The 20,740-nt window shown below is 51.7% G+C and carries 20 protein-coding genes; 8 read left to right on the forward strand and 12 right to left on the reverse strand.

The genetic code is table 11. The features are described 5' to 3' along the window. The first annotated feature begins 42 nt into the window (after window positions 1-42). The 5 genes from HRQ87_RS13600 (at window position 43) to HRQ87_RS13620 (ending at window position 7,327) form a co-directional block, all read left to right on the forward strand. Window positions 43-2,766 carry an Rne/Rng family ribonuclease gene (locus HRQ87_RS13600; protein ID WP_174138988.1) on the forward strand — a complete coding sequence of 908 codons (2,724 nt, stop codon included), beginning with the start codon at window positions 43-45 and terminating at the stop codon, window positions 2,764-2,766. Between the two features lie 211 nt (window positions 2,767-2,977). Continuing rightward, window positions 2,978-4,432 (forward strand): glucose-6-phosphate dehydrogenase, encoded by a 1,455-nt coding sequence (gene zwf / locus HRQ87_RS13605; protein WP_174138989.1) that lies wholly within the window; start codon window positions 2,978-2,980, stop codon window positions 4,430-4,432. A 14-nt stretch (window positions 4,433-4,446) separates the two neighbouring features. Then, the gene (pgl, locus tag HRQ87_RS13610) at window positions 4,447-5,118 is read left to right on the forward strand and encodes a 6-phosphogluconolactonase (protein WP_174138990.1); all 672 of its coding nucleotides are present in this window, start codon (window positions 4,447-4,449) and stop codon (window positions 5,116-5,118) included. A 70-nt stretch (window positions 5,119-5,188) separates the two neighbouring features. Further along, window positions 5,189-6,781, forward strand: a complete 1,593-nt coding sequence (gene pgi, locus HRQ87_RS13615; protein WP_174138991.1) for a glucose-6-phosphate isomerase — start codon at window positions 5,189-5,191, stop codon at window positions 6,779-6,781. A 72-nt stretch (window positions 6,782-6,853) separates the two neighbouring features. Beyond that, on the forward strand, window positions 6,854-7,327 hold the full coding sequence (locus HRQ87_RS13620) for a hypothetical protein (RefSeq protein ID WP_174138992.1): 474 nt from the start codon (window positions 6,854-6,856) through the stop codon (window positions 7,325-7,327). A gap of 15 nt (window positions 7,328-7,342) precedes the next feature. On the opposite strand, the gene HRQ87_RS13625 is transcribed toward HRQ87_RS13620, so the two are convergent. Then, entirely contained in the window at window positions 7,343-8,563 is a 1,221-nt protein-coding gene (locus HRQ87_RS13625; RefSeq protein WP_174138993.1) for a glycosyltransferase family protein, read from the reverse strand. A gap of 12 nt (window positions 8,564-8,575) precedes the next feature. Beyond that, complete coding sequence (locus HRQ87_RS13630) at window positions 8,576-9,349, reverse strand: HAD-IIB family hydrolase (protein ID WP_174138994.1); 774 nt, start codon at window positions 9,347-9,349, stop codon at window positions 8,576-8,578. A 366-nt stretch (window positions 9,350-9,715) separates the two neighbouring features. Here HRQ87_RS13630 and HRQ87_RS13635 point away from each other — a divergent pair, with 366 nt between their 5' ends. Continuing rightward, the gene (locus HRQ87_RS13635) at window positions 9,716-10,741 is read left to right on the forward strand and encodes an AbrB family transcriptional regulator (RefSeq protein WP_174138995.1); all 1,026 of its coding nucleotides are present in this window, start codon (window positions 9,716-9,718) and stop codon (window positions 10,739-10,741) included. A 112-nt stretch (window positions 10,742-10,853) separates the two neighbouring features. Continuing rightward, window positions 10,854-11,294 carry a hypothetical protein gene (locus HRQ87_RS13640; protein WP_174138996.1) on the forward strand — a complete coding sequence of 147 codons (441 nt, stop codon included), beginning with the start codon at window positions 10,854-10,856 and terminating at the stop codon, window positions 11,292-11,294. Window positions 11,295-11,343: 49 nt separating this feature from the next. On the opposite strand, the gene HRQ87_RS13645 is transcribed toward HRQ87_RS13640, so the two are convergent. The 4 genes from HRQ87_RS13645 to HRQ87_RS13660 all read right to left on the reverse strand — a co-directional run bounded on the left by HRQ87_RS13645 (window position 11,344) and on the right by HRQ87_RS13660 (window position 14,701). After that, window positions 11,344-12,468, reverse strand: a complete 1,125-nt coding sequence (locus tag HRQ87_RS13645) for a peptidoglycan DD-metalloendopeptidase family protein (RefSeq protein WP_343035280.1) — start codon at window positions 12,466-12,468, stop codon at window positions 11,344-11,346. Window positions 12,469-12,563: 95 nt separating this feature from the next. Further along, entirely contained in the window at window positions 12,564-13,202 is a 639-nt protein-coding gene (locus HRQ87_RS13650; RefSeq protein WP_174138997.1) for a protein-L-isoaspartate(D-aspartate) O-methyltransferase, read from the reverse strand. Further along, window positions 13,199-13,984, reverse strand: coding sequence for a 5'/3'-nucleotidase SurE (gene surE, locus HRQ87_RS13655; protein ID WP_174138998.1), 786 nt, complete (start codon window positions 13,982-13,984; stop codon window positions 13,199-13,201). Before surE ends, HRQ87_RS13650 begins: the two co-directional genes overlap by 4 nt. 57 nt (window positions 13,985-14,041) lie before the next feature. After that, a complete protein-coding gene (locus HRQ87_RS13660; protein ID WP_174138999.1) occupies window positions 14,042-14,701 on the reverse strand; it encodes an SDR family NAD(P)-dependent oxidoreductase in 660 nt (219 codons plus the stop codon). A 106-nt stretch (window positions 14,702-14,807) separates the two neighbouring features. On the opposite strand from HRQ87_RS13660, the gene HRQ87_RS13665 reads away from it, so the two are divergent. Next, on the forward strand, window positions 14,808-15,410 hold the full coding sequence (locus tag HRQ87_RS13665; protein ID WP_174139000.1) for a biotin transporter BioY: 603 nt from the start codon (window positions 14,808-14,810) through the stop codon (window positions 15,408-15,410). A gap of 32 nt (window positions 15,411-15,442) precedes the next feature. Here the strand turns inward: HRQ87_RS13665 and HRQ87_RS13670 are convergent, their stop codons facing one another. The 6 genes from HRQ87_RS13670 to HRQ87_RS13695 all read right to left on the reverse strand — a co-directional run bounded on the left by HRQ87_RS13670 (window position 15,443) and on the right by HRQ87_RS13695 (window position 20,737). Continuing rightward, on the reverse strand, window positions 15,443-15,886 hold the full coding sequence (locus tag HRQ87_RS13670) for a DUF1284 domain-containing protein (protein WP_174139001.1): 444 nt from the start codon (window positions 15,884-15,886) through the stop codon (window positions 15,443-15,445). 23 nt (window positions 15,887-15,909) lie between these two features. Then, window positions 15,910-17,379 (reverse strand): amidophosphoribosyltransferase, encoded by a 1,470-nt coding sequence (gene purF / locus HRQ87_RS13675; protein WP_246252268.1) that lies wholly within the window; start codon window positions 17,377-17,379, stop codon window positions 15,910-15,912. A gap of 200 nt (window positions 17,380-17,579) precedes the next feature. Continuing rightward, complete coding sequence (locus tag HRQ87_RS13680) at window positions 17,580-18,152, reverse strand: OmpA family protein (RefSeq protein WP_174139002.1); 573 nt, start codon at window positions 18,150-18,152, stop codon at window positions 17,580-17,582. Between the two features lie 130 nt (window positions 18,153-18,282). Beyond that, a complete protein-coding gene (locus HRQ87_RS13685; protein WP_174139003.1) occupies window positions 18,283-18,693 on the reverse strand; it encodes a DUF4864 domain-containing protein in 411 nt (136 codons plus the stop codon). Window positions 18,694-18,801: 108 nt separating this feature from the next. Then, entirely contained in the window at window positions 18,802-19,140 is a 339-nt protein-coding gene (locus HRQ87_RS13690) for a hypothetical protein (RefSeq protein ID WP_174139004.1), read from the reverse strand. 244 nt (window positions 19,141-19,384) lie between these two features. Further along, window positions 19,385-20,737, reverse strand: a complete 1,353-nt coding sequence (locus tag HRQ87_RS13695; RefSeq protein ID WP_174139005.1) for a S41 family peptidase — start codon at window positions 20,735-20,737, stop codon at window positions 19,385-19,387. Between the last annotated feature and the right edge of the window lie 3 nt (window positions 20,738-20,740).

Raw genomic sequence — 20,740 nt, forward strand, 5'->3', positions numbered from 1 at the left:
ACCCCCTGGGAACAGATGTGCTGTGCGGTGCGAACGGAAAACATGCCAAAGAAAATGCTTATCGATGCCACCCACGCCGAGGAAACGCGCGTTGTGGTGGTGGACGGAAACAAAGTTGAAGAGTTCGATTTTGAATCTGAAAATAAACGCCAGCTAGCTGGTAATATATATCTAGCCAAAGTCACGCGGGTTGAACCGTCGCTTCAGGCGACTTTTGTGGATTACGGTGGAAATCGTCATGGATTTTTGGCGTTTTCAGAAATTCATCCGGATTATTATCAAATTCCAGTCGCTGATCGCGAAGCCTTGATGGCTGAAGAAAAGGCCTATGCTGAAAGTCTGAAAGCGCAGGATGATGAGGATGAGAAGCCGGCACCAAAACGTCGGCGCAGATCACGTTCTAAAACCAAGGCCGAAGATGTAAAAAGCGACGATGCCATTGAAACGAAAGATGTTTCTGGCGAGAATGATCGTATTTCTGGTATGGAAACAATCGATCTTGGTGATGACGTCGAAGGCAGCTCTCCTATGGAGCTGGTATCAGAAACGCCCGTTGAAACGCCTTTAAGCAGTGAAGATGATGCAGAAGACGTGCAAAGCGGTGATACGACATCTGAACAGGTGCAAGACGATCAGAATGATGAAGATGATCAGCCTGATGTCAAAGATGCATCTGAAAAGGATGACAGCATAGAATCCGTTGCTGATGACGATGATGTTGAAGATATGCGTCCCGTGCGCAAGCCACGTCCAAGACGGTATAAAATTCAAGAAGTCGTAAAAGTTCGCCAAGTTCTGTTGGTTCAAGTTGTCAAAGAAGAGCGCGGCAATAAAGGTGCGGCCCTGACGACATATCTTAGTCTGGCAGGACGTTATTGTGTTCTGATGCCCAATACGGCGCGTGGCGGCGGAATTTCCCGCAAAATTACCAATGCCGTTGATCGCAAGAAGCTAAAAGAGATTGCGAACGAAATTGATGTGCCTGATGGTGCCGGTTTGATCGTTCGTACGGCCGGGGCCAAACGGACCAAGTCCGAAATTAAGCGCGACTATGAATACCTGCAGCGCCTTTGGGAACAGATCCGTGAATTGACTTTAAAGTCGACCGCACCTGCGAAAATCTATGAAGAAGGTAATCTGATCAAACGCTCGATCCGCGATCTTTATAATCGCGAGATTGACGAAGTTCTGGTGGAGGGCGATCTTGGTTATCGCACGGCCAAGGACTTTATGAAGATGATCATGCCGTCGCACGCCAAGAACGTAAAGCCATACGCAGAAGCGCTGCCGCTTTTTGCGCGCTTTCAGGTTGAAAGCTATCTGGCGGCGATGTTCAATCCTACCGTTCAGCTCAAGTCAGGCGGTTACATTGTGATCGGCGTGACCGAGGCGCTTGTGGCGATTGATGTCAACTCTGGCCGGGCGACAAAGGAAGGTTCGATCGAAGAAACCGCACTTAAAACCAATTTGGAAGCCGCCGAAGAGGTTGCGCGCCAATTGCGTCTGCGCGATCTGGCCGGTCTGATCGTCATTGACTTCATCGACATGGACGAACGTAAAAACAATGCGTCTGTCGAAAAACGGATGAAAGATAAGCTGAAAACAGATCGTGCGCGCATTCAGGTGGGTCGCATTTCCGGGTTTGGCCTGATGGAGATGAGCCGTCAGCGTCTGCGCCCTGGCATGATCGAAGCGACGACGCAACCGTGTCCGTCGTGTCATGGAACGGGATTGATCAGGTCGGCTGACAGTCTTGGTCTGTCTATCTTGCGTCAGTTGGAAGAAGAGGGCGTTCGTGGTCGTTCGAAAGAAGTGCTGGTTAAATGCCCGGTCCTGATTGCGAACTTCCTGATGAACCAGAAACGTGAACACATTGCCCAGATTGAAGGTCGCTATGGGCTTTCGGTTCGGGTGGAAGGTGATCCACATCTGATCAGCCCTGATTTCGAGATTGAGAAATTCAAAACGGCCACCCGCAGTGTCGCCGTTGCCGCAACGAATGTGGTGTCAGTTGATGCGTCTTTGATGGCAGATATTGATGATGCGGTCGAAGAAGGAGAGGATGACGCCGTCGTCGCGGTTGCAGAACAAACAGCCGAAGAAGATGCGCCCCAACCCAAAAAGCGCCGCCGTCGTCGCCGGCGCCGCCGCGGGAACAATGGTGAAAGTCAATCTTCTGATACGGAACAGGGCAATACTGACGCTGTTCAAGCGGATCAAGAGGCGCAAAAGCCTGCGGCTGAACCTGTTGAAGTCAGTGATGCGTCTGATGTGAAAGACGTCGCTGTTACTGAGCCAGACGCACTAGTTGCGGTTGAAGAAGAAAAGCCTAAAAAACCGCGTGCCCGTGGCCGCCCCCGTAAAAAGCCGGAACCTGAGGTGAAGGCTGAGGTGTCAGCAGATCCGTCAACGGAAGCTGCCTCCGAAGAAGAGGCGAAGCCGGTTAGAAAAACGGCAACGCGTCGTCGCAAGACTGCAGAAAAGCCAGTTGATGCTGAAGACAAACCAGCAAAAACTGTTAAAAAAGCAGAGCCACTGGAGCTGACGCCGGAAGACGCCGCGCCTGCGAAACCGGCACGTGGCCGGAAGAAAACTCCGACTGAATTGGCATCGCAACCTGGTAAAGAGCCAGAAAATGTCGAAGCTGCGATTGCCGAAGTTGTTGCGGCTGCGACACCAGAACCTGCAGAGGCATCGGCGGAACAGCCGAAAGCGGAAGATCCCTCCAAACCCAAACGTCGGGGATGGTGGTCGCTGGGACGCTAACACTTTGAAATACCGCGCACCTGTTGCGCGGTATTTTTCTTTGTACCTCTGTGAATTGTTGATTTTACCTTAGATTGCGGAGTGCTTGCAGGTCTGCGCAAAGCATTTCTTACATGTGTGGTTGTTCTGACAAAAACCGGTGCTAGACTAACTGTGACGATCCGGGTATGCCAGTTTTGTTATCGCTAACAGTCATCGGAGGCCGATCAGAATGGTTTCACGCGTTATCCCCGTCGAAAACTTTGACCTGATTATTTTCGGGGGAACCGGTGATCTGGCACGTCGAAAAATACTGCCGGGATTGTATCGTCGATTTTGTGCAGGTCAGATGCCAGAAAAAGCACGGATCATCGGCGCTGCACGATCTGAGATGGACAATGACGCTTATCGTGATTTTGTTCGCGTGGCTGTGACGGAATTTGGCGGTAAAACGGCCAGTGAAGCGAATGTGCTGGAAGAATTTCTGCAGCGTCTTCATTATGTTCCTATTGACGCGCGCGGTGATGGGGGCTGGGCTGATCTGGCCAAACTGGTACGAAAAGATGTTGTGCGCGCCTATTACTTCTCGGTTGGGCCGGGACTGTTTGGTGATCTTGCCGCACGTCTGACAAAGCACGGTCTTGCAGATGATACGGTGCGTATAGTTGTCGAAAAACCCTTTGGCCGTGATTTGGCATCTGCCAAGGCTTTAAACCAAGCCTTGGCCGAACATTTTGACGAAAGCCAAGTATACCGGATTGATCATTATCTTGGTAAAGAAACTGTCCAGAATCTGATGGCCGTGCGCTTTGGAAACATGCTGTTTGAACCGTTGTGGAACAGCCAATATGTTGATCATATTCAGATTACGGTTGCTGAAACCGTGGGCGTGGCTGGACGTGGCGGGTATTACGATAAATCTGGTGCGATGCGTGATATGGTTCAAAATCATCTGATGCAGCTATTGTGTCTGATCGCAATGGAACCCCCCAGCAAATTCGAACCTGATGCTGTACGGGATGAAAAGCTGAAAGTGATACGCGCACTGGATCCAGTTGATCATCATCATATCGTGCGAGGTCAGTATGCTGACGGTCCTGATGGTCACAGCTATCGCGATGATGCGGAAAACCTACGCAGCTTTACCGAAAGCTTTATCGCCATGCGTCTGAATATCAGCAATTGGCGATGGGCAGGAACCCCGTTTTATTTACGCACTGGCAAACGGCTGAAAGCGCGCAGTTCAGAAATCACCGTTGTGTTCAAAGATGCGCCGCATTCGATTTTCGGGGCCGAAGAGGGACGGCATCGCAATATGTTGTCCATCCGTTTGCAACCAAACGAAGGCATGACATTGGATGTAACGATTAAGGAACCTGGCCCAGGCGGAATGCGCCTGTTGGATGTTCCCCTGGACATGAGCTTTGCTGACGCCCTTGGCCCGGATGCAGAAGATGTACCCGATGCGTATGAGCGTTTGATCATGGATGTGATCCGGGGCAACCAAACCCTGTTTATGCGCGGAGACGAGGTCGAGGCGGCCTGGGCCTGGACTGATCCTGTTATCGCCGAATGGGAGGCACGAAATGATGTGCCAAAACCATACGAGCCGGGCAGTGCGGGTCCGGAAGATGCCATGATGCTGATGCATCGCGATGACCGCCGCTGGCGCGAAATCAAGACTTAGGAAAGGCTGAACCGATGGAACTGATCGAATATCCCGACGTCGAAATGATGATGATGGATCTTGGCAATCAGTTGGCGGGTGAGCTGAAAAATTGTCTTTTAAACCATGATTGGGCATCCTTTGCTGTTCCGGGCGGCACGACGCCAGGCCCGATTTTTGATGTGCTTTGTGCGGCGGATCTGGAATGGGACCGTGTCCATGTGATGCTGACAGATGAACGTTGGGTGCCCGAAGATCACGAACGATCCAACACGCGGCTGTTACGCGAACGGTTGTTGGTCGAACGGGCTGCTGCTGCAAAGTATCTGCCACTTTATGCCAAGTCTGATCAGCCCGAAGACGTGCTGCCGGAACTTGAAGCAATGCTGTCGCCCGAATTACCGCTATCGGTATTGCTGTTGGGAATGGGCGCTGACATGCACACTGCATCGCTGTTTCCCGGCGCTGACCGTTTGGCTGACGCAATGGCAGATGATGCGCCGATCCTAATGCCCATGCGCGCGCCCGGCGCACCTGAGCTGCGTATCACATTGACTGCAAGGGTGCTGAAAGACGCGATGAGCACTCATATTGTGATCACGGGCGCTGAAAAACGGGCCGCACTTGAACGTGCGCAAAGGATGGATCCAGGCTCTGCGCCAGTTGCCGCCGTATTACAAAATGCAAAGGTGCATTGGGCGGAGTAGTGTGATCAGATTACTTGGGTAAATGTAACAGCCACAGTGCAGGCATGTATTTTCAACATGAGGTATCCCGATGTGGGAAAGTTTTAAGGCGCATCAGTCAAAGATAGCGGATAGGTCCATTCTGGACTTGTTCGATGATGATCGGGCAGCGGACTTTTCGGTAAATATTGGTGGCTTGCTGTTTGATTATTCCAAGACAAATATTGATACGCAAACACGCGATATGTTGATCAAGCTGGCGCAAGACGCAAGTCTGAAAGATTGTCGTACAGCTATGTTTGCAGGCGAAAAAATCAACGAAACCGAAGGGCGGGCTGTTTTACATACTGCTTTGCGAAATCTGGATGCACACCCCATAGTTGTGGATGGCCAAGATGTCATGCCCGATGTCTTGCAGACGCTATCCCGGATGGAAGATTTCGCGACACTGGTTCGCAATGGCGGTTTTAAAGGGCAGGGCGGTAAGATCACAGATGTGGTTAATATCGGTATCGGGGGCTCTGATCTGGGGCCTGCCATGGCTGTTTTGGCCCTTGCGCCCTTTCACGATGGTCCGCGATGCCATTTTGTCAGCAACGTCGATGGGGCGCATATCGCGGATACCTTGAAAGACCTTGATCCCAAAACGACATTGGTGATCGTGGCATCAAAAACATTTACAACAATCGAGACAATGACAAATGCTCAAACTGCGCGGGGATGGATGGCAGGGCAGGTGGGTGACCCGGGCGCGCAATTCGCAGCGCTGTCGTCGGCCACGGAAAAAACGGCTGAATTCGGTATCGATCCGTCGCGTGTTTTTGGCTTTGAAGATTGGGTCGGTGGTCGATATTCAGTGTGGGGCCCAATTGGTCTTAGTCTGATGATCGCGATTGGGCCAGACCGGTTTCGCGATTTCCTTAGTGGCGCACAGGCGATGGATCAACACTTCCAAACCGCTGATCTTGCGGAAAATATGCCGGTTCTTCTGGCTTTGATTGGCCTGTGGCATAATCAAGTTTGCGGCTATGCGACACGGGCTGTTTTGCCTTATGATCAACGCCTTAGCCGTCTGCCTGCCTATCTTCAGCAGCTTGAAATGGAATCGAACGGCAAGTCTGTTGCAATGGATGGCAGCGCTGCTGAAACCCATACCGGTCCTATTGTCTGGGGCGAACCCGGCACAAACGGCCAACACGCCTTTTATCAATTGATCCACCAAGGTACACGTATTGTGCCCTGCGAATTTCTTGTTGCTGCAAAGGGGCATGAACCTGATCTGGCGCATCAGCATCAATTGCTTGTCGCAAATTGTCTGGCCCAATCCGAGGCACTTTTGAGGGGCCGCAGTTTGGACGAAGCACGCGCCCTGATGGTTGCCAAGGGCTTGCAAGGGCCCGAGCTAGAGCGTCAGGCACAGCACCGCGTTTTTGCGGGCAATCGTCCATCGACAACTTTGGCCTATGTACAACTGACCCCTTTTGTTTTGGGGCAGATCATCGCCTTGTATGAACACCGCGTGTTTGTCGAAGGTGCAATTTTGGGCATCAATTCCTATGACCAATGGGGTGTTGAGTTAGGTAAAGAGCTGGCAACAGCACTTGGTCCAATTTTGTCCGGAGAACAAAGCAGCAAGAACAAGGATGGATCAACTCAAATGTTAATTAATTTTCTAACGAAATAGATATATTTTTTTGTACAAAATACGATCTTAGGTTTATTCGCTTTGCTCAGATACAAAAGATAAAGGTGAAATATGAAATTCGTTCTAAGCACATTTTTAAGTGCGATTTTTATGCTGGGTATCGCATCCGCAACGCCTAAATTTGATTTAATTGATACTGTTCCAGATACGTCAGTGACGCCTGTCGTTACGGTCCAGACGCCATTGGGTGACGATTACGAAGTGACTGGCGCAGGATGGAAACGCGGCGGCGATACGATCCTTTTTTACAAAGTTATTGAACATCGGGGCAAAGCTTTGGTGTGCGGTGCATATATGAATCGCGGCAAAGTTCCGGGTGGTGTTGATCGTCAACTTTTGCGAGATGCGCGCGTCTTTTCAGGTCGGACAGTTTTGACCAATAACCTTATGTTTTTCAACAAAGTCAGTGAAAATGACAGCGCCGAGGACATAGTAATGGATTGCCGCGTGACGCGAAAATCTTGGCAAAGCCGGTTCGCAAATACGCCCGAGGTGAAGTTTCGCAAAGGTGTTTATGAATACTGATGACTGATAAAGAGATCACTGATATTCCTTGCAATCGTCGGCAACGGCCTTGAGCATTTCGCGCATAAGGTCGGGGTCGGCCGAATGGACACGGTTCCAGGTGGGGATAAACGGTGTCTCTGACGGATTGTCCAGAAAGATGGCACCGGCGCGCATGATGTTTTCGGCAAACAATTCGATTGAGCGTTCTTCTTGGTGGCGATCAATCGACAGACCGTTCATTTTCGCATCATTGTAATAGCTGTCCAGCAGATCAAGTGCAGTGCGATAATAGGTTGCTTTCAAAGTGCGGAAAACATGGGTCGTGAACACCGTACCATCCGCTGCAAGTTTTCGAAAAATCGCCTTGCAGATATCGGTGGACATACGGCTTAGCCCGGTCGAGGCATCTTCGGCAGATAAGTCCTGATGTTTGTGGTCATACGCGTCAGATATTTCGACCTGACAAACGGATTTAGGGGCCAAATTGCGCCAGGCTTCGGATAACACGCCAATCTCAAGCCCCCAGTCAGACGGTATGCGAAGGTCAGGCAATATCGCAGTGCGCATCGCAAATTCGCCTGATAGCGGGTAACGAAAGCTGCGCAGATAATCCAGATAGTCGCGATCCCCGATGACGCGCTTCAGGGCGATCAACAACGGGCTGACCAACAGACGCGTGACACGGCCGTTGATTTTGTTTTCACCAATCCGCGGATAATACCCCTTGGCCACCTGATAGGGGAACGCAGGGTTTGCCACGGGATAAACCAGCCGTGCCAGCATTTCACGATGATACGTGACAATATCGCAATCATGAATGGCGACAACGGCACTGTCCTGACAGGCCATAAGATAGCCCAGACATCCCCAAACATTTTTGCCTTTGCCCGCTTCTTCGGTATAAAGACCAAGTGTTTTCAACCGGTCCCCGATAGCCTTTTGGCGCGGGCTATCGTTCCAGATAACGACATGATCCTGCGGAAGTCGTGAAAAGAACTGACGGGCATGGCGATACTGATCTGCATCGGCACGGTCCAGCCCGATGATAATTCGGTTCAGATATGGCACCTGCGCCAGTTCATCTAATATCTTGGGTAATGCATCGCCCTCCAATTCGGAAAACAGGGACGGCAGGATCAGACTGATCTTACGGCTTTGCGCAAATGTCGTCAGCTCATGGGTCATCGCATCAAGGTTTGTCGTACGAAGATTATGCAGGGTTGCGATGTTTCCGTTCTGGTGAAAATCAGCCAAGATCAGGTTCCTTTAGTCGATGCCATGATCTGACAGTATCTGCTGCAGCGCGGCATTCCAACCGGCAGGGCCAGATAATTTGGTCCGGATAATGCGCCCATCGCGTTCGCCATCGATATCGGGCAGGGCATCGTGGTGCGGGTTATGGACAATCACACCGATATCGGCTGTCATTATCATCTCAATATCATTTGGGGCATCCCCAAGCGCGATCGATGTTGGGGTACTGAACTGTCCAAGGATACTTTGCATCTGATCCGCTTTTGTTTTGCCGAATGATAATGTCAGATATCGCCCACCACGTCGTGCGCTGATCCCACGCGCGGCCAGTTGGTTTGTAAATGTATCCAGTTCGGCGCTGCTTCCATGCCAAATACCGGGTTCCGAAAACTGACGATTAGCTGCGTCTTGGGCACTTTTGTCAGGCAGTCCGGTATCTTGTGCAATTTGCTCTGTGCTCATATCCCCAAACCCTACAAATAAACGCCGTAAATTTGCGGGCAGCTCATCCAGTTTTCTGCGCAGATTTGAATAATCGCTGCCTTCGACATTTGATGAATAGGCGGCCATAAGCCCTGCGCCGTTTTCAACAATCGCCGGACACGCAGCAAGGCCCAACTCCTCTCTCAACGGTGTAATTTCAGCCGCAGTTTTTGAGCTGGCCAATATCACAGGGATATTGGCTGCGCGCAGTCGATCAAGCGCAGGCAGGGCGGCTGCAAAGGAATAGCTGTCATGATCCAGAAGCGTGCCGTCTAAATCTGTGAAAACAATCAATTCTGACATCATTCTTTCTGATTACAGCGTGGGGTGTCCAAAACTATTTTATATCTTTCTATATGATACGATCATGGCGTCATACCGAAGGACCAAAAGTCAACGATAGCACATATATGCAGTCAGCCTATGACGATAGCACTAAGATGGCGGATTTCTAGGCACGACAACACATCCAGTGGTCCGGCCTGCTGCGGCCTGTCGGGTGTTGGATGCTTAGCACGGCGCACATCATTTGTCGGCGACAGATATTGCGCTTTGGAACGATCCGGTTTCTAACAACATCAGGCAAAGCCGCCAAAGTCATCGGGGCATGCATGTGACTGATTATTCTGTATTTAGTCTTTCTCGACACCATGTTTTAGGATCATTTGATTGAAGACACCCGACAAATATGCACTTGCAGTTACATATGCGGTTGCTGCTGGTGGGGTCGGTGTCTTTTATTTGCTTAGCCTTCCCTTACCGTGGTTGTTGGGGCCGCTTTTTGGCTGTTTGATTGCAGCATTGGCAGGTGTGAAACTGACCGTGTGGAAGCCTTTGGGCGACACTATGCGTACAATTTTGGGGCTTGCTATCGGGTTTTCCATCACGCCCGCCCTGTTTTCGCAATTGCCTGCATTGGCGGGGTCTATTGCTTTGGTACCGTTATTCATCATCGTCATTGCTTTAGTGGGGGTTCCCTATTTCCGGTGGTTGGGTTTTGATCGCCCGACATCATACTATGGCGCGATGCCCGGGGGCTTGCAGGACATGCTTGTCTTTGGCGAAGAGGCAGGGGGCGACGTCCGGGCCATGTCGCTGATGCAAGCCACGCGTGTTATGATCATCGTTAGTTTTTTGCCGATTATCCTGACATTGGGTATGGAGCAAACGCTGGATCAACCCCTTGGCGCGCCGATCATAACCCTTCCTCTTTGGGAACTGGGGTTGATGTTTGCGGCTGGCCTGCTGGGCTGGCGGATCTTTCTGATGCTGGGTGTATTCGGTGCATCGATCCTTGGACCAATGGTTTTTGCAGCGGCCTTATCCCTTGGCGGGATCGTAACCCATCGTCCCCCAAACGAAGCGATCCTGTTGGCACAGTTTTTCGTGGGAATGGCCGTTGGCGTGAAATATGTAGGTCTGACTTTTGGCGAATTGCGCCGCGTTGTTGCGGCTTCGGTCGGATATTGCGTGGTCTTGGGGTTGGTTTCGTTTGTGTTCGTGAACGCCGTTTTGAAACTTGGCCTTTTACCCCCAGTCGAGGCTATTTTGGCCTTTGCCCCTGGTGGACAAGCTGAAATGGCGATCCTTGCTTTGGCTTCAGGTGCTGAGGTTGCAGTGATCGTGGCACATCACGTCGTGCGGATCCTGATCGTTATCATCGGCGCACCAATTGTATCTAAACTAATACGCTGACGGGGTTAATCTGAAATTAGATATAAAAGATTTTTTGCAACAATCATGTATTTATGATATTATTGTTATGTTTTAATAAACTTTATTTATTTATTTTATAAGGAAAATTAATATGATTTCTGCGATATTACAGCAGTCTGCTTTGCGTTTGTTTGATGAAGCATTGGAAGAAGGATTTCCAACCGTAAGTGCTGAGGCACGCCGAAAGGCCAAGCTTGCTTGGGAATTGATGCATATGGATGCGGCATTGGGTGTTGGCGGGTTTTACCCCAACCCAGAAGGCCCATATCCCAGACCATGGCCATTTCCCTGGCCCGATCCTATTGGTCCTGTTTCATACGAAGATCGTTTGGGCAGACAAACCATATCACCGCGGATCACGGCCGAACTTATCCGCGTGGCAGGTGATCCAACGCCACAGCCAAACCGACCATCTGTTTTTCGGGATCGCAAGCTACAACTTGAAGCGGTTGTTGAATTGAAAGAGGTTATGCAAAAAGCGTTGGAAGACCTGGATCAAACCATTGGACATCTTGAAAATGCCAAGTTCTGATTGATCAAAATATCGGGCAAACTGTATTGCTTGCCCGGTATTTTCATTGTTATTGCAAATAGCGTGTCGGATCGACGCTGTCCAAACCTTCGCGCACTTCAAAATGCAGAAAGCTTGGGTCTGAATTGCGTACTTCGGCTATGGTTTGCCCGCGTTGGACGCGGTCGCCTTTGCTGACCTTAAGATTATCAACGCGCGCATACACCGTCAGAATGTCACCAGAATGACGGATCACGATGATCGGCACCTGATTAGTGTCGCGCGTGATCGCCGCCACTGTGCCTGCGGCGGCAGCCTTGACGGGGGTTCCTGCGCGTGCGGCGATATCTATCCCATCGTTGCTGCCCTTGCGATACGCGCGGATAATGTTACCCGTGACCGGATAGACCATGCGCGCATTGCTGTCAGATGCTGCTGTGCGCTGCTGGCCCAAATTTGGCGAAGGCGGCGTGTTCGGCTTGGCAGAAGCCGCTTGTGTGTTCTGGGCCGGCAAAGGCTGGGCCGCACTTGGGGGCGTGGGTGTTTGCGATCCGACACCGGGGCGCGCCGTTCCGCGTGCGATGCCAACGGGGGCCGCAACCGGGATCAGCAAATATTGTCCTTCCCGAATGCCAAGATCAGATCCCAACCCATTCCATTCTGCCAAAGAATTCACAGAAACATTATAAAGCCGCGAAATAGAAAAAGCCGTTTCACCGCGTTCAACCTGATGGCGGATCGGCTCAATCCCTGTTTCGGGAAGTTCCGAGGCTGGCGTGATGATCGGCCCGCCACGGGATTGCGCACTATCGATTGCGTTTCCTGCCAAGGTGGTGACATCAACGGATTCCGGTGTGATTGGTCCTGTGATAACTGACCCGGTCGCTGGTGATGGTTCGGTGACACGTCGCGGCAAGACCAAAACTTCTTCGGGGCGTAGGCGATCATTCGCCTGCATGCCATTAAAATTGGCTAATTCGACTGCGGATACGCCAATCCTGTCGGCAACATCTGCCACAGTATCCCCGCGTTCTGCCACAGCGACCTGATAGTTCGGATAGGAAATAATACCTCGATCATCAGCTGGTGGACGGCTTGCAGAAGACTGGCGCGCAGCCTCGGATGTATCTGCATCACTGTTCGCCAAATCGCGTAAATCAAAATCAAATGGTTCGTCGCAGGCTGTCAATGCCAACAGGGCACCTCCCAGCAAAACTGCACGGAAACTGGTTCGGCACATATAGGCCATAGCTCATTCCTCAACGTCGCGGGCCCGTTTGCCGGGCTCCATTACTCTTTCCCCACCCCTTCCAGAAGTGGAACGAAACGGACAGGGCGCAGTTCGTTATAATCGTACCCCTTATCCGTTCTTTTGACCTGAATCAGGCTTTGGACAGCGTCCGACTGCCCGACCGGTACAACCATAATACCCCCGATCTTCAGCTGCGCCAAGAGCGGACCTGGGGGGTCTTCGGCAGCGGCCGTTACAATAATCCGATCAAAGGGTGCTTGATCAGCCAAACCGTGGCTGCCATCCGCAGTAAAGGCTGTGATATTGGTCAGATCAAGCGCCTGAAACACGGCGCGTGCTTCCTGAACAAGACGCTGATGGCGATCAACAGTATAGACGCGCCGCGCAAGCTGGCTAAGGATCGCGGCCTGATAGCCTGACCCGGTCCCAACTTCCAGCACCTTGTCGCGGGGCTGCACGTTCAACGCCTGGGTCATCAGGCCCACCACTGATGGCTGGCTGATCGTCTGCCCGCATGCAATCGGCAGGGGCATATCCTCATAAGCGCGGTCCGCAAAGATGCCTTTCACAAAAGGCCCACGATCAATCTTTTCCATCGCCGTCAGCACACGCCCGTCGGTGACACCGCGTGATCGCAGCGCGAACAGGAATTGCATTTTGCGTTCGGCGTCTGTCATTCGAATGCTGACCTTAGACCATCCAGCGCATCATGGGCCGTCAGATCCGCGCGCATGGGCGTGACCGAGATATATCCGTCCAGATTGGCCGCTGCATCTGTACCGGGCGCGCTTGGCGTATGCTGCGGCCCGCCTTTGATCCACAGAAATCGTCGACCTGACGGTGACTGGTGCGGTTCAATGGCGAAGTTGGTATCTTTGCGATATCCTTGTGCGGTGACTTGCGTACCCTTGACATCGGCGGCCATCACAGGCGGAAAATTCACGTTGTAAAACAAGCGGTAATCGTCGCTGTCGTTAAACCCATGATCCAGCAGTTTGCGCACCAGATCCGCACCATGAACCGCCGCCGCCTCAAACGGGTTATCAGCGTCCAGATTGGCAGGGCCGTAATATTGCGACAGCGCGATGGAGGGCAGGCCTTGCAACGCGGCCTCCATCGCGCCGCCAAGCGTGCCGGAGTACAGCGCATTTTCAGCCGAATTATTGCCGCGGTTCACGCCAGACAACACCAGATCGGGGCGCTGACCATCCAGCACATCATAAAGGCCTGCCAACACGCAATCGGCAGGTGATCCTTCGGTGGCGAAACGGCGTGGTCCTAATTCGGCAATCATCATCGGATGGGTATAGGAAATCTTATGCGCCACGCCTGATTGTTCAAAGGCGGGCGCCACGGTCCAGACTTCGCCATCTGCGCCAGCGATATCATCGGCAATCGCCTTTAACACCGTCAAACCCGGTGCATTGATGCCGTCATCGTTGGTGATCAGAATACGCATGATGTCCCCTTTTTTCCCTTCCTATTGCAGGGCGCGGGGGGCGGCAAGCGGCACCGCTTAGATAATACCGCTCAGCAGCCGCTTTGCCTGATGTTTGGGCGCGGCCAACACACTGCGATCTTCACCGGGAAAGAAACGCCCGCGCGTTGCTGTTGGCATCGGATCAGGCGTCACGATATGCACCTTTGGGCCTGTCTTGACCGTTTCGGCCTGCCAACTGCGGGCCAGAGCGATCTGTGCGGCTTTTGTTGCGCCGTAATATCCGAAAAACTTTTCACCTGCGCGTGGATCATCGAAAAACACGGCCTGTCCGTTTTCAGCGGCCTGCAAAAGCGGTGCGACAAAGGGGATCAACCGGCCAGTGGCGCGCGCATTGATCGCGATGCTTTTGTCCAGATCCTTTTCAACCAGCGATGCTGATGGTGACAATGGCCCTGCATGAATGGCTGTGTGACACCACAGATCAACCTTGCCCCAACGGTCAAAGATGCTGCGGCACAGCTGCATCATCGCGGCGTCCACAGTGATATCCATAGGGGCCAATGTCGCTTCGCCCCCTAAAGCGCGCATACGATCATCCAGTTCTTCAAGGGCACCAACCGTGCGGGCAACGGCAACAATATGGTGAGTCGGGGCCAGTTCTTCAGCCAAAGCGGCACCCAACCCGCGCGATGCGCCGGTGATCAGGGCAATGGGACGTAAGGATGCATCAGTCATATATCCCTTTAGGCAGGCAAACGTATCTTTGACAAGACCACCGACTTGACTTTCCCCCGGGTGAACGGGAAAACAAACAATAAGTTTAACCGGAAGGGAGGCCAAAATGGCCCAGGAAAATACGTTGTCACATGCCATCGTTGGTCAAGACACGCTTTTGAAGCAAGCCGGGCTGGTCCTGGGGGGATCGCTTTTCATAGCACTTGCATCGCAGATCAGCGTGCCGATGATCCCCGTTCCGATGACATTACAGACTTTGGCCGTTTTGATGGTGGGTTTGACACTTGGATCCCGGCTTGGGGCCGCGACATTGGTGACATATCTGGCCCAAGGCGCGATGGGTCTTCCAGTATTTACATTCGGAATGAATGGTGCAGCCTTTTTCGGACCCACCGCCGGATTTTTGATTGGCTTTGTCGCAATGGCTTGGTTGGCTGGCCTTGTCGTTGAAAAAGGTTGGGCCAAAGGGCCGATTACAACCGTATTGGCAGCAGTTGTGATATCTGCGCTGCTTTACATTCCCGGTGCGATCTGGCCGATGTTCATCGCCGGCGCTATGGGCATTGAAGCTGGATGGGTTGGTCTGTCAGCCAGCGGTATCTGGGCTGGGTTTATCGCACCTTTCCTGATTGGTGATGTGGTCAAATCCGTGATTGCGGCGATGATTGTTACAGGCGGATGGGCCGCCATTCGGTCAATCAAACGCTAAGCGCTCAGCTTAAAAAAATCAAAGCCGCCCCTTTATGACCGGGCGGCTTTTTCTTTTTCATGCAGGCGCTTAACGGCTGCTTTGCACACACCAAGCCCCAGCCATTCACAGCCTGCGCAAATCTGATCAAGATCGTCAGGTCTTACATTTTCCCTGATCCGTGACTTTGCGTCGGCCCAGGTCAACTGATCACCGTTTCGTAAATTCAACGCTGCAGAGTGACGTGCATCAAGCGCATCGATTCTATCTTGTGACGTACAAAACGTGTCACGTCTTTTGGGGCAGGGCGCGCATATATCGTCAGCCTGGCCTGTGACTTTGATCATGACATCATCACCACCGACTGATCGCAACTTTCCCATAACAATCGCCGTCATATTGGCGGTAAAGTCATTGGAATAACCTTTGCCTTGAAAGCCAAGCGAACACAGAAAATGGTGTGGTCGAAAGCGCAGGTGGGGGTTTTCATCTTTCATATGATGGTCCCATCCTAAACGGATCACTCTGCGGCGGGCTTTAACTCAAACCCTTTGCTGATCATATCCGCAGGCTCAACAGGATATTCACCGGAAAAACATGCATCACAATAAGCAGGTGCATCAGGATCACGGCCATTTGCTTCGCCGACCGCACGATAAAGGCCATCCAGTGATATGAAACGCAGACTGTCGACACCCAAATGTTGGCGCATTTCTTCTTCGCTCATGGTGGCCGCTAAAAGCTTTTCGCGCTGCGGCGTGTCAACGCCATAAAAACAAGGCCACGCGGTCGGTGGGGACGCGATGCGGAAATGTACCTCGGCGGCACCTGCATCCAGCACCATTTCCTTGATCTTACGGCTGGTAGTGCCCCGTACAACGCTGTCATCCACAAGGATAATTCGCTTTCCCTTGATCAATGCACGGTTCACATTCAGTTTTAGCCGAACGCCCATATTCCGGATCTGCTCGGTCGGTTCGATAAATGTGCGACCCATGTATTGATTGCGGATGATCCCCATCGCGTAAGGTATGCCGCTTTCTTGGCTATAACCAATTGCGGCAGGCGTTCCGCTGTCGGGTACTGGGCACACGATATCAGCATCCACAGGCGTTTCGCGCGCCAGTTCCACCCCGATCTCACGGCGTGTCTCATAAACAGATCTCCCACCCAAAATACTGTCTGGGCGCGAAAAATAAACGTGTTCGAATATGCAAAAGCGTGATTTTGCGGGGCGGAATGGAAAGATGCTTTCAACACCTTTTTCGGTGATTACCACCATTTCGCCTGGCTTAATCTCGCGAACAAAGCTGGCGCCGATAATATCCAGTGCGCAGGTTTCCGAACTTAGCGCCCAGCCATCACCCACTTTGCCCAGAACAAGCGGTCGCACCCCAAGAGGATCACGTACGCCGATCAGTTTGGTACGGGTCATGGCAACGATGGAAAAAGCGCCTTCGACACGGCGCAGGGCATCCTCCATCCGTTCGGGGATGTTGCGCTGCAGAGATCTGGCCATCAAATGAATGATGCACTCACTGTCGGAAGACGACTGAAAGATCGATCCGCGCTCAATCAGTTCACGCCGCAGCGCATCGGCATTGGTGATGTTACCGTTATGTGCAATCGCAGCACCGCCCATGGAAAACTCACCAAAAAACGGCTGCACGTCCCGGATTGCAGTCTGCCCCTTGGACCCTGTCGTAGAATAGCGCACATGCCCGATCGCCAACAGGCCGGGCAGGGTTTTCATCACGTTTTGATCGGTGAAATTATCACGGACATAGCCGAAGCGTCGCACTGAATTGAAACCTTGATCCGCGTCGTGGGATACGATCCCCCCCGCTTCTTGACCTCGATGCTGCAAGGCGTGCAAACCAAGGGCTACGAAGTTAGCTGCATCACTGGCACCAATGACGCCAAATATGCCGCACTCTTCTTTCAACTTGTCGTCGTCAAATGGATGCGCGAGGGGCAAGGTCTTGGACAAGGTGGGCAGCTCCGAATCCAGTTGAAGTGATGTGCGTTGTTTAGAGACTTAAACCGGCGGTGTCACGAAACTATCACGTTACAGCCCTGCAAAGTGTCGCATATTGTTGCGGCTATGTGACCTGTGTGCCGGATGCTTACAAAAAAGGCAGATCAGTGTATTTTGCTGATCCGCCTTGGGTTTATTAATTTGTGCGCGCTCTACTTAGGCAAGATAAATTCGACCCGTCGGTTCTGCGCGCGGCCTGTGGGATTGTCGCTGCCATCGGCGTTAGTGTTTGTTGCAATTGGTTCGGCTTCACCCACACCCGTGGCTGAAACTGAATCAATTGTCAGATCACTATTCTCGATTAACCAGTTCCGAACAACATCTGCGCGTTGCTGACCAAGGTCCAGATTATAGGCATCGCTGCCAATGGCGTCAGTATGACCTTTGATTTCCAGTTTTTCCACGCCTGACAGTTTATCTGCCACGGTTTGCAAAGTTTGCAGGGCCGCAGGTTCCAGTTGCGCGTCTCCAAACCCAAACAGCACATCTGACAACATGACCATTGCATCGGCTTCGCCGTCTTCCCCTTTACGCATCGCCAATGCCGGATCGGACGCCGCGATATCTTCTAGACTAGGTGGTGTTTCTGATGGCTGCATCACCTCGTCAAGTTTTTCCATGGCTGTCTCGGGCATGGCGTCAGGGGCGTCTTGTGCAATTGCAAAACCAGTTAGAAAAATAGCAAATAAAGCTGATGTTGCCACGGTTATCTTAAGTAGGGACATGTGGGGCTCTCCGTCATTCAGGTACATTTCTTGTATAGTCAGACGGGTTAGCTATAGGAAATGACGGCTTATCATATGCCTGTCATGTATATTTTAAAATTGAAACAGCTGATCATGCGGATGTGTGAATTCAGACGCCAACATCAGGTTTTTGTAACAATTGCACACCGTTAATGCGCCATCCGCTTTCTGTCATGACCATTTGATAATCTAACAGATGGGTCGCACCTGCAGCATCTTTGATCTGTACTTTTTGCCAAATCGCGCCACTGATTGTGCGCCGTTCAAGATAGGTCACATCAGACGGCCGCCACACCATCGGATAGCCCTGGCGTACCATACTGCCAAAGTTTTGAGGCGTCTGGAAAAGATTGCGAATGTTGGGGCTAGCGAAGGTGAAAGCCGTTTCAAAATCATCTTGTTTGAACGCTTCTAGTTGGTTTGAGATAATCTGCTCAATGCCAGGCTCACGTGTTTCTTGTGCAAAACTTGTCGTTATCAATGATAAACAAAGCGCAATCGTCAAAATGATCCGGGTCATTCAGGCTCTCCTATGTTGTCAGTCATCAGATAGCCACGGATGGTCATCGGTCAAATAAATATGTTTGCTTTACCAGAGACCAGTTTGGAACTGACGAAGAAAAGTATATCAGATCAAGCGGCGTTCAATATAGGCCGAAAGTCTTTCTTTTGGGGTTCCTGCACCGGTTAACAGTGTATTCTTCCAAGCATTAATTTCAAAACTCACAACGTCCATTTCCCAGATACAGCCGACGATTTCTTCTATGCCATTCTCAAATATCGTCGGTGTTTCCCATTTTGCCCGAATTTGCCTAATGTTGGACAGAACGCTGCCCCATTGCCAATAGAACACTGGCGATACCACGGCAATTTCTGCAAAATGAACGATTTGAAACCCAACGCCATGGTTGCCAGTCGCATCTTTTAAACTGCCGGGGGTTGGTAATCTGTTGAATGCTTCTGCCACAGCCGCGGATGCGATGTGGTCGTCGAAATCTCGTCCATTGGCAAGGATTGCGTATCTTTTTAATTGCCATCCGTGGTCTTTCGCCAAGGGCAAAGGCAAAACATGTCGCGCATGAAATTGTTGAAGATGGTCCATTCAAGTCCTTCGTACCAATGTAGAAAAAACGTAATCCAATGCCAAACAAGCGGTTCATATCAAAAAGGGCCAGCGTTTCGGCTGGCCCTTAAATGTCATAATGACGAATTTATTGAACTTGCGTCATAGCTGCAGGCGACAGTGCGGACAGACCTTTCAGGATATCAATGGCATAGGCCAGTTGATAGTCTTCGTCCCGCAGTTTGGCGGCCTCTTCGGCGCGGGCGCGTTCTGCTTCGATCTGACGGCGCTGCTCTTCTGTCAGGCTGTCATTGTCCAGACGTCCGCGCAGGTCAGCCTCAGACCGGCTGGGGCGCGCATTTTCTTCTTCATCTTCTTCTGTGACAGGTACGGCGCGGGGCTGGTTCACGATGATGTCTGGTGAAATACCAAGCGCTTGGATCGACCGGCCAGATGGCGTGTAATAACGTGATGTCGTCAAACGCATCGCCCCGTCACCACGCAAGGGCATAACGGTTTGAACCGATCCCTTACCAAAGCTTTTTGTACCGATCACGATAGCACGTTTATGATCCTGCAACGCGCCTGCAACAATTTCCGATGCTGAAGCAGATCCGCCGTTGATCAAAACAACGATTGGCTTTCCTTCGATCAGATCGCCAGGTGTCGCGTTGATACGGTCGCCGTCACCCGAATTGCGGCCGCGTGTCGAAACGATTTCGCCTTTTTCAAGAAACGCATCAGACACACGGATCGCTTGGGTCAAAAGACCACCAGGATTATTGCGCAGGTCCAGAACAACACCATTGACGTTATCTATGCCGCCTGCAGTTTCGATCTGTTCTTTCAGACCTTCTGCAAGATTTGGATAGGTTTGATCATTGAATGTATTCACCCGCAAAATAACGGTTTCACCTTCTGTTCGTGTACGAACAGCGGTCAGTTTGATTGTATCGCGGACGATCATGACATCGAATGGTTCCGCTTCGCCTTCGCGCACCACTGTGATTGCAATTTCAGATCCGACAGGGCCGCGCATCAATTTAACTGCGTCGTCCAGTGTCAGACCCAGAACACTTTCGCCATCTACATGCGTGATATAGTCACCAGATTCGATACCTGCGGCTTCGGCGGGGGTGTCGCTGATGGGTGAGACGACTTTGACAAAGCCCTCTTCCTGCGTCACCTCGATGCCCAAACCGCCGAATTCGCCGCGGGTCTGTACGCGCATCGCTGCGGCATCTTCTGGCGACAAATAGCTGGAATGCGGATCAAGCGATGTCAGCATGCCGTTAATGGCTGCTTCGATTAGTTCAGCTTCGTCAACCTCTTCAACGTATTGTGCGCGAATGCGTTCGAAAATATCGCCGAACAGGTCAAGCTGTTCATACACATTCACGCTATCTTGGGTTTCTTGCGCCAAAAGCGGGCCTGCAACCTGCGTGGTCCAAATTGCGCCTGCAATCGTACCAACTGCCGCTGCCATGAAAAATTTCTTCATTCT

It is taken from the genome of Parasulfitobacter algicola, from assembly GCF_013315265.1.
GTDB lineage: Bacteria > Pseudomonadota > Alphaproteobacteria > Rhodobacterales > Rhodobacteraceae > Parasulfitobacter > Parasulfitobacter algicola.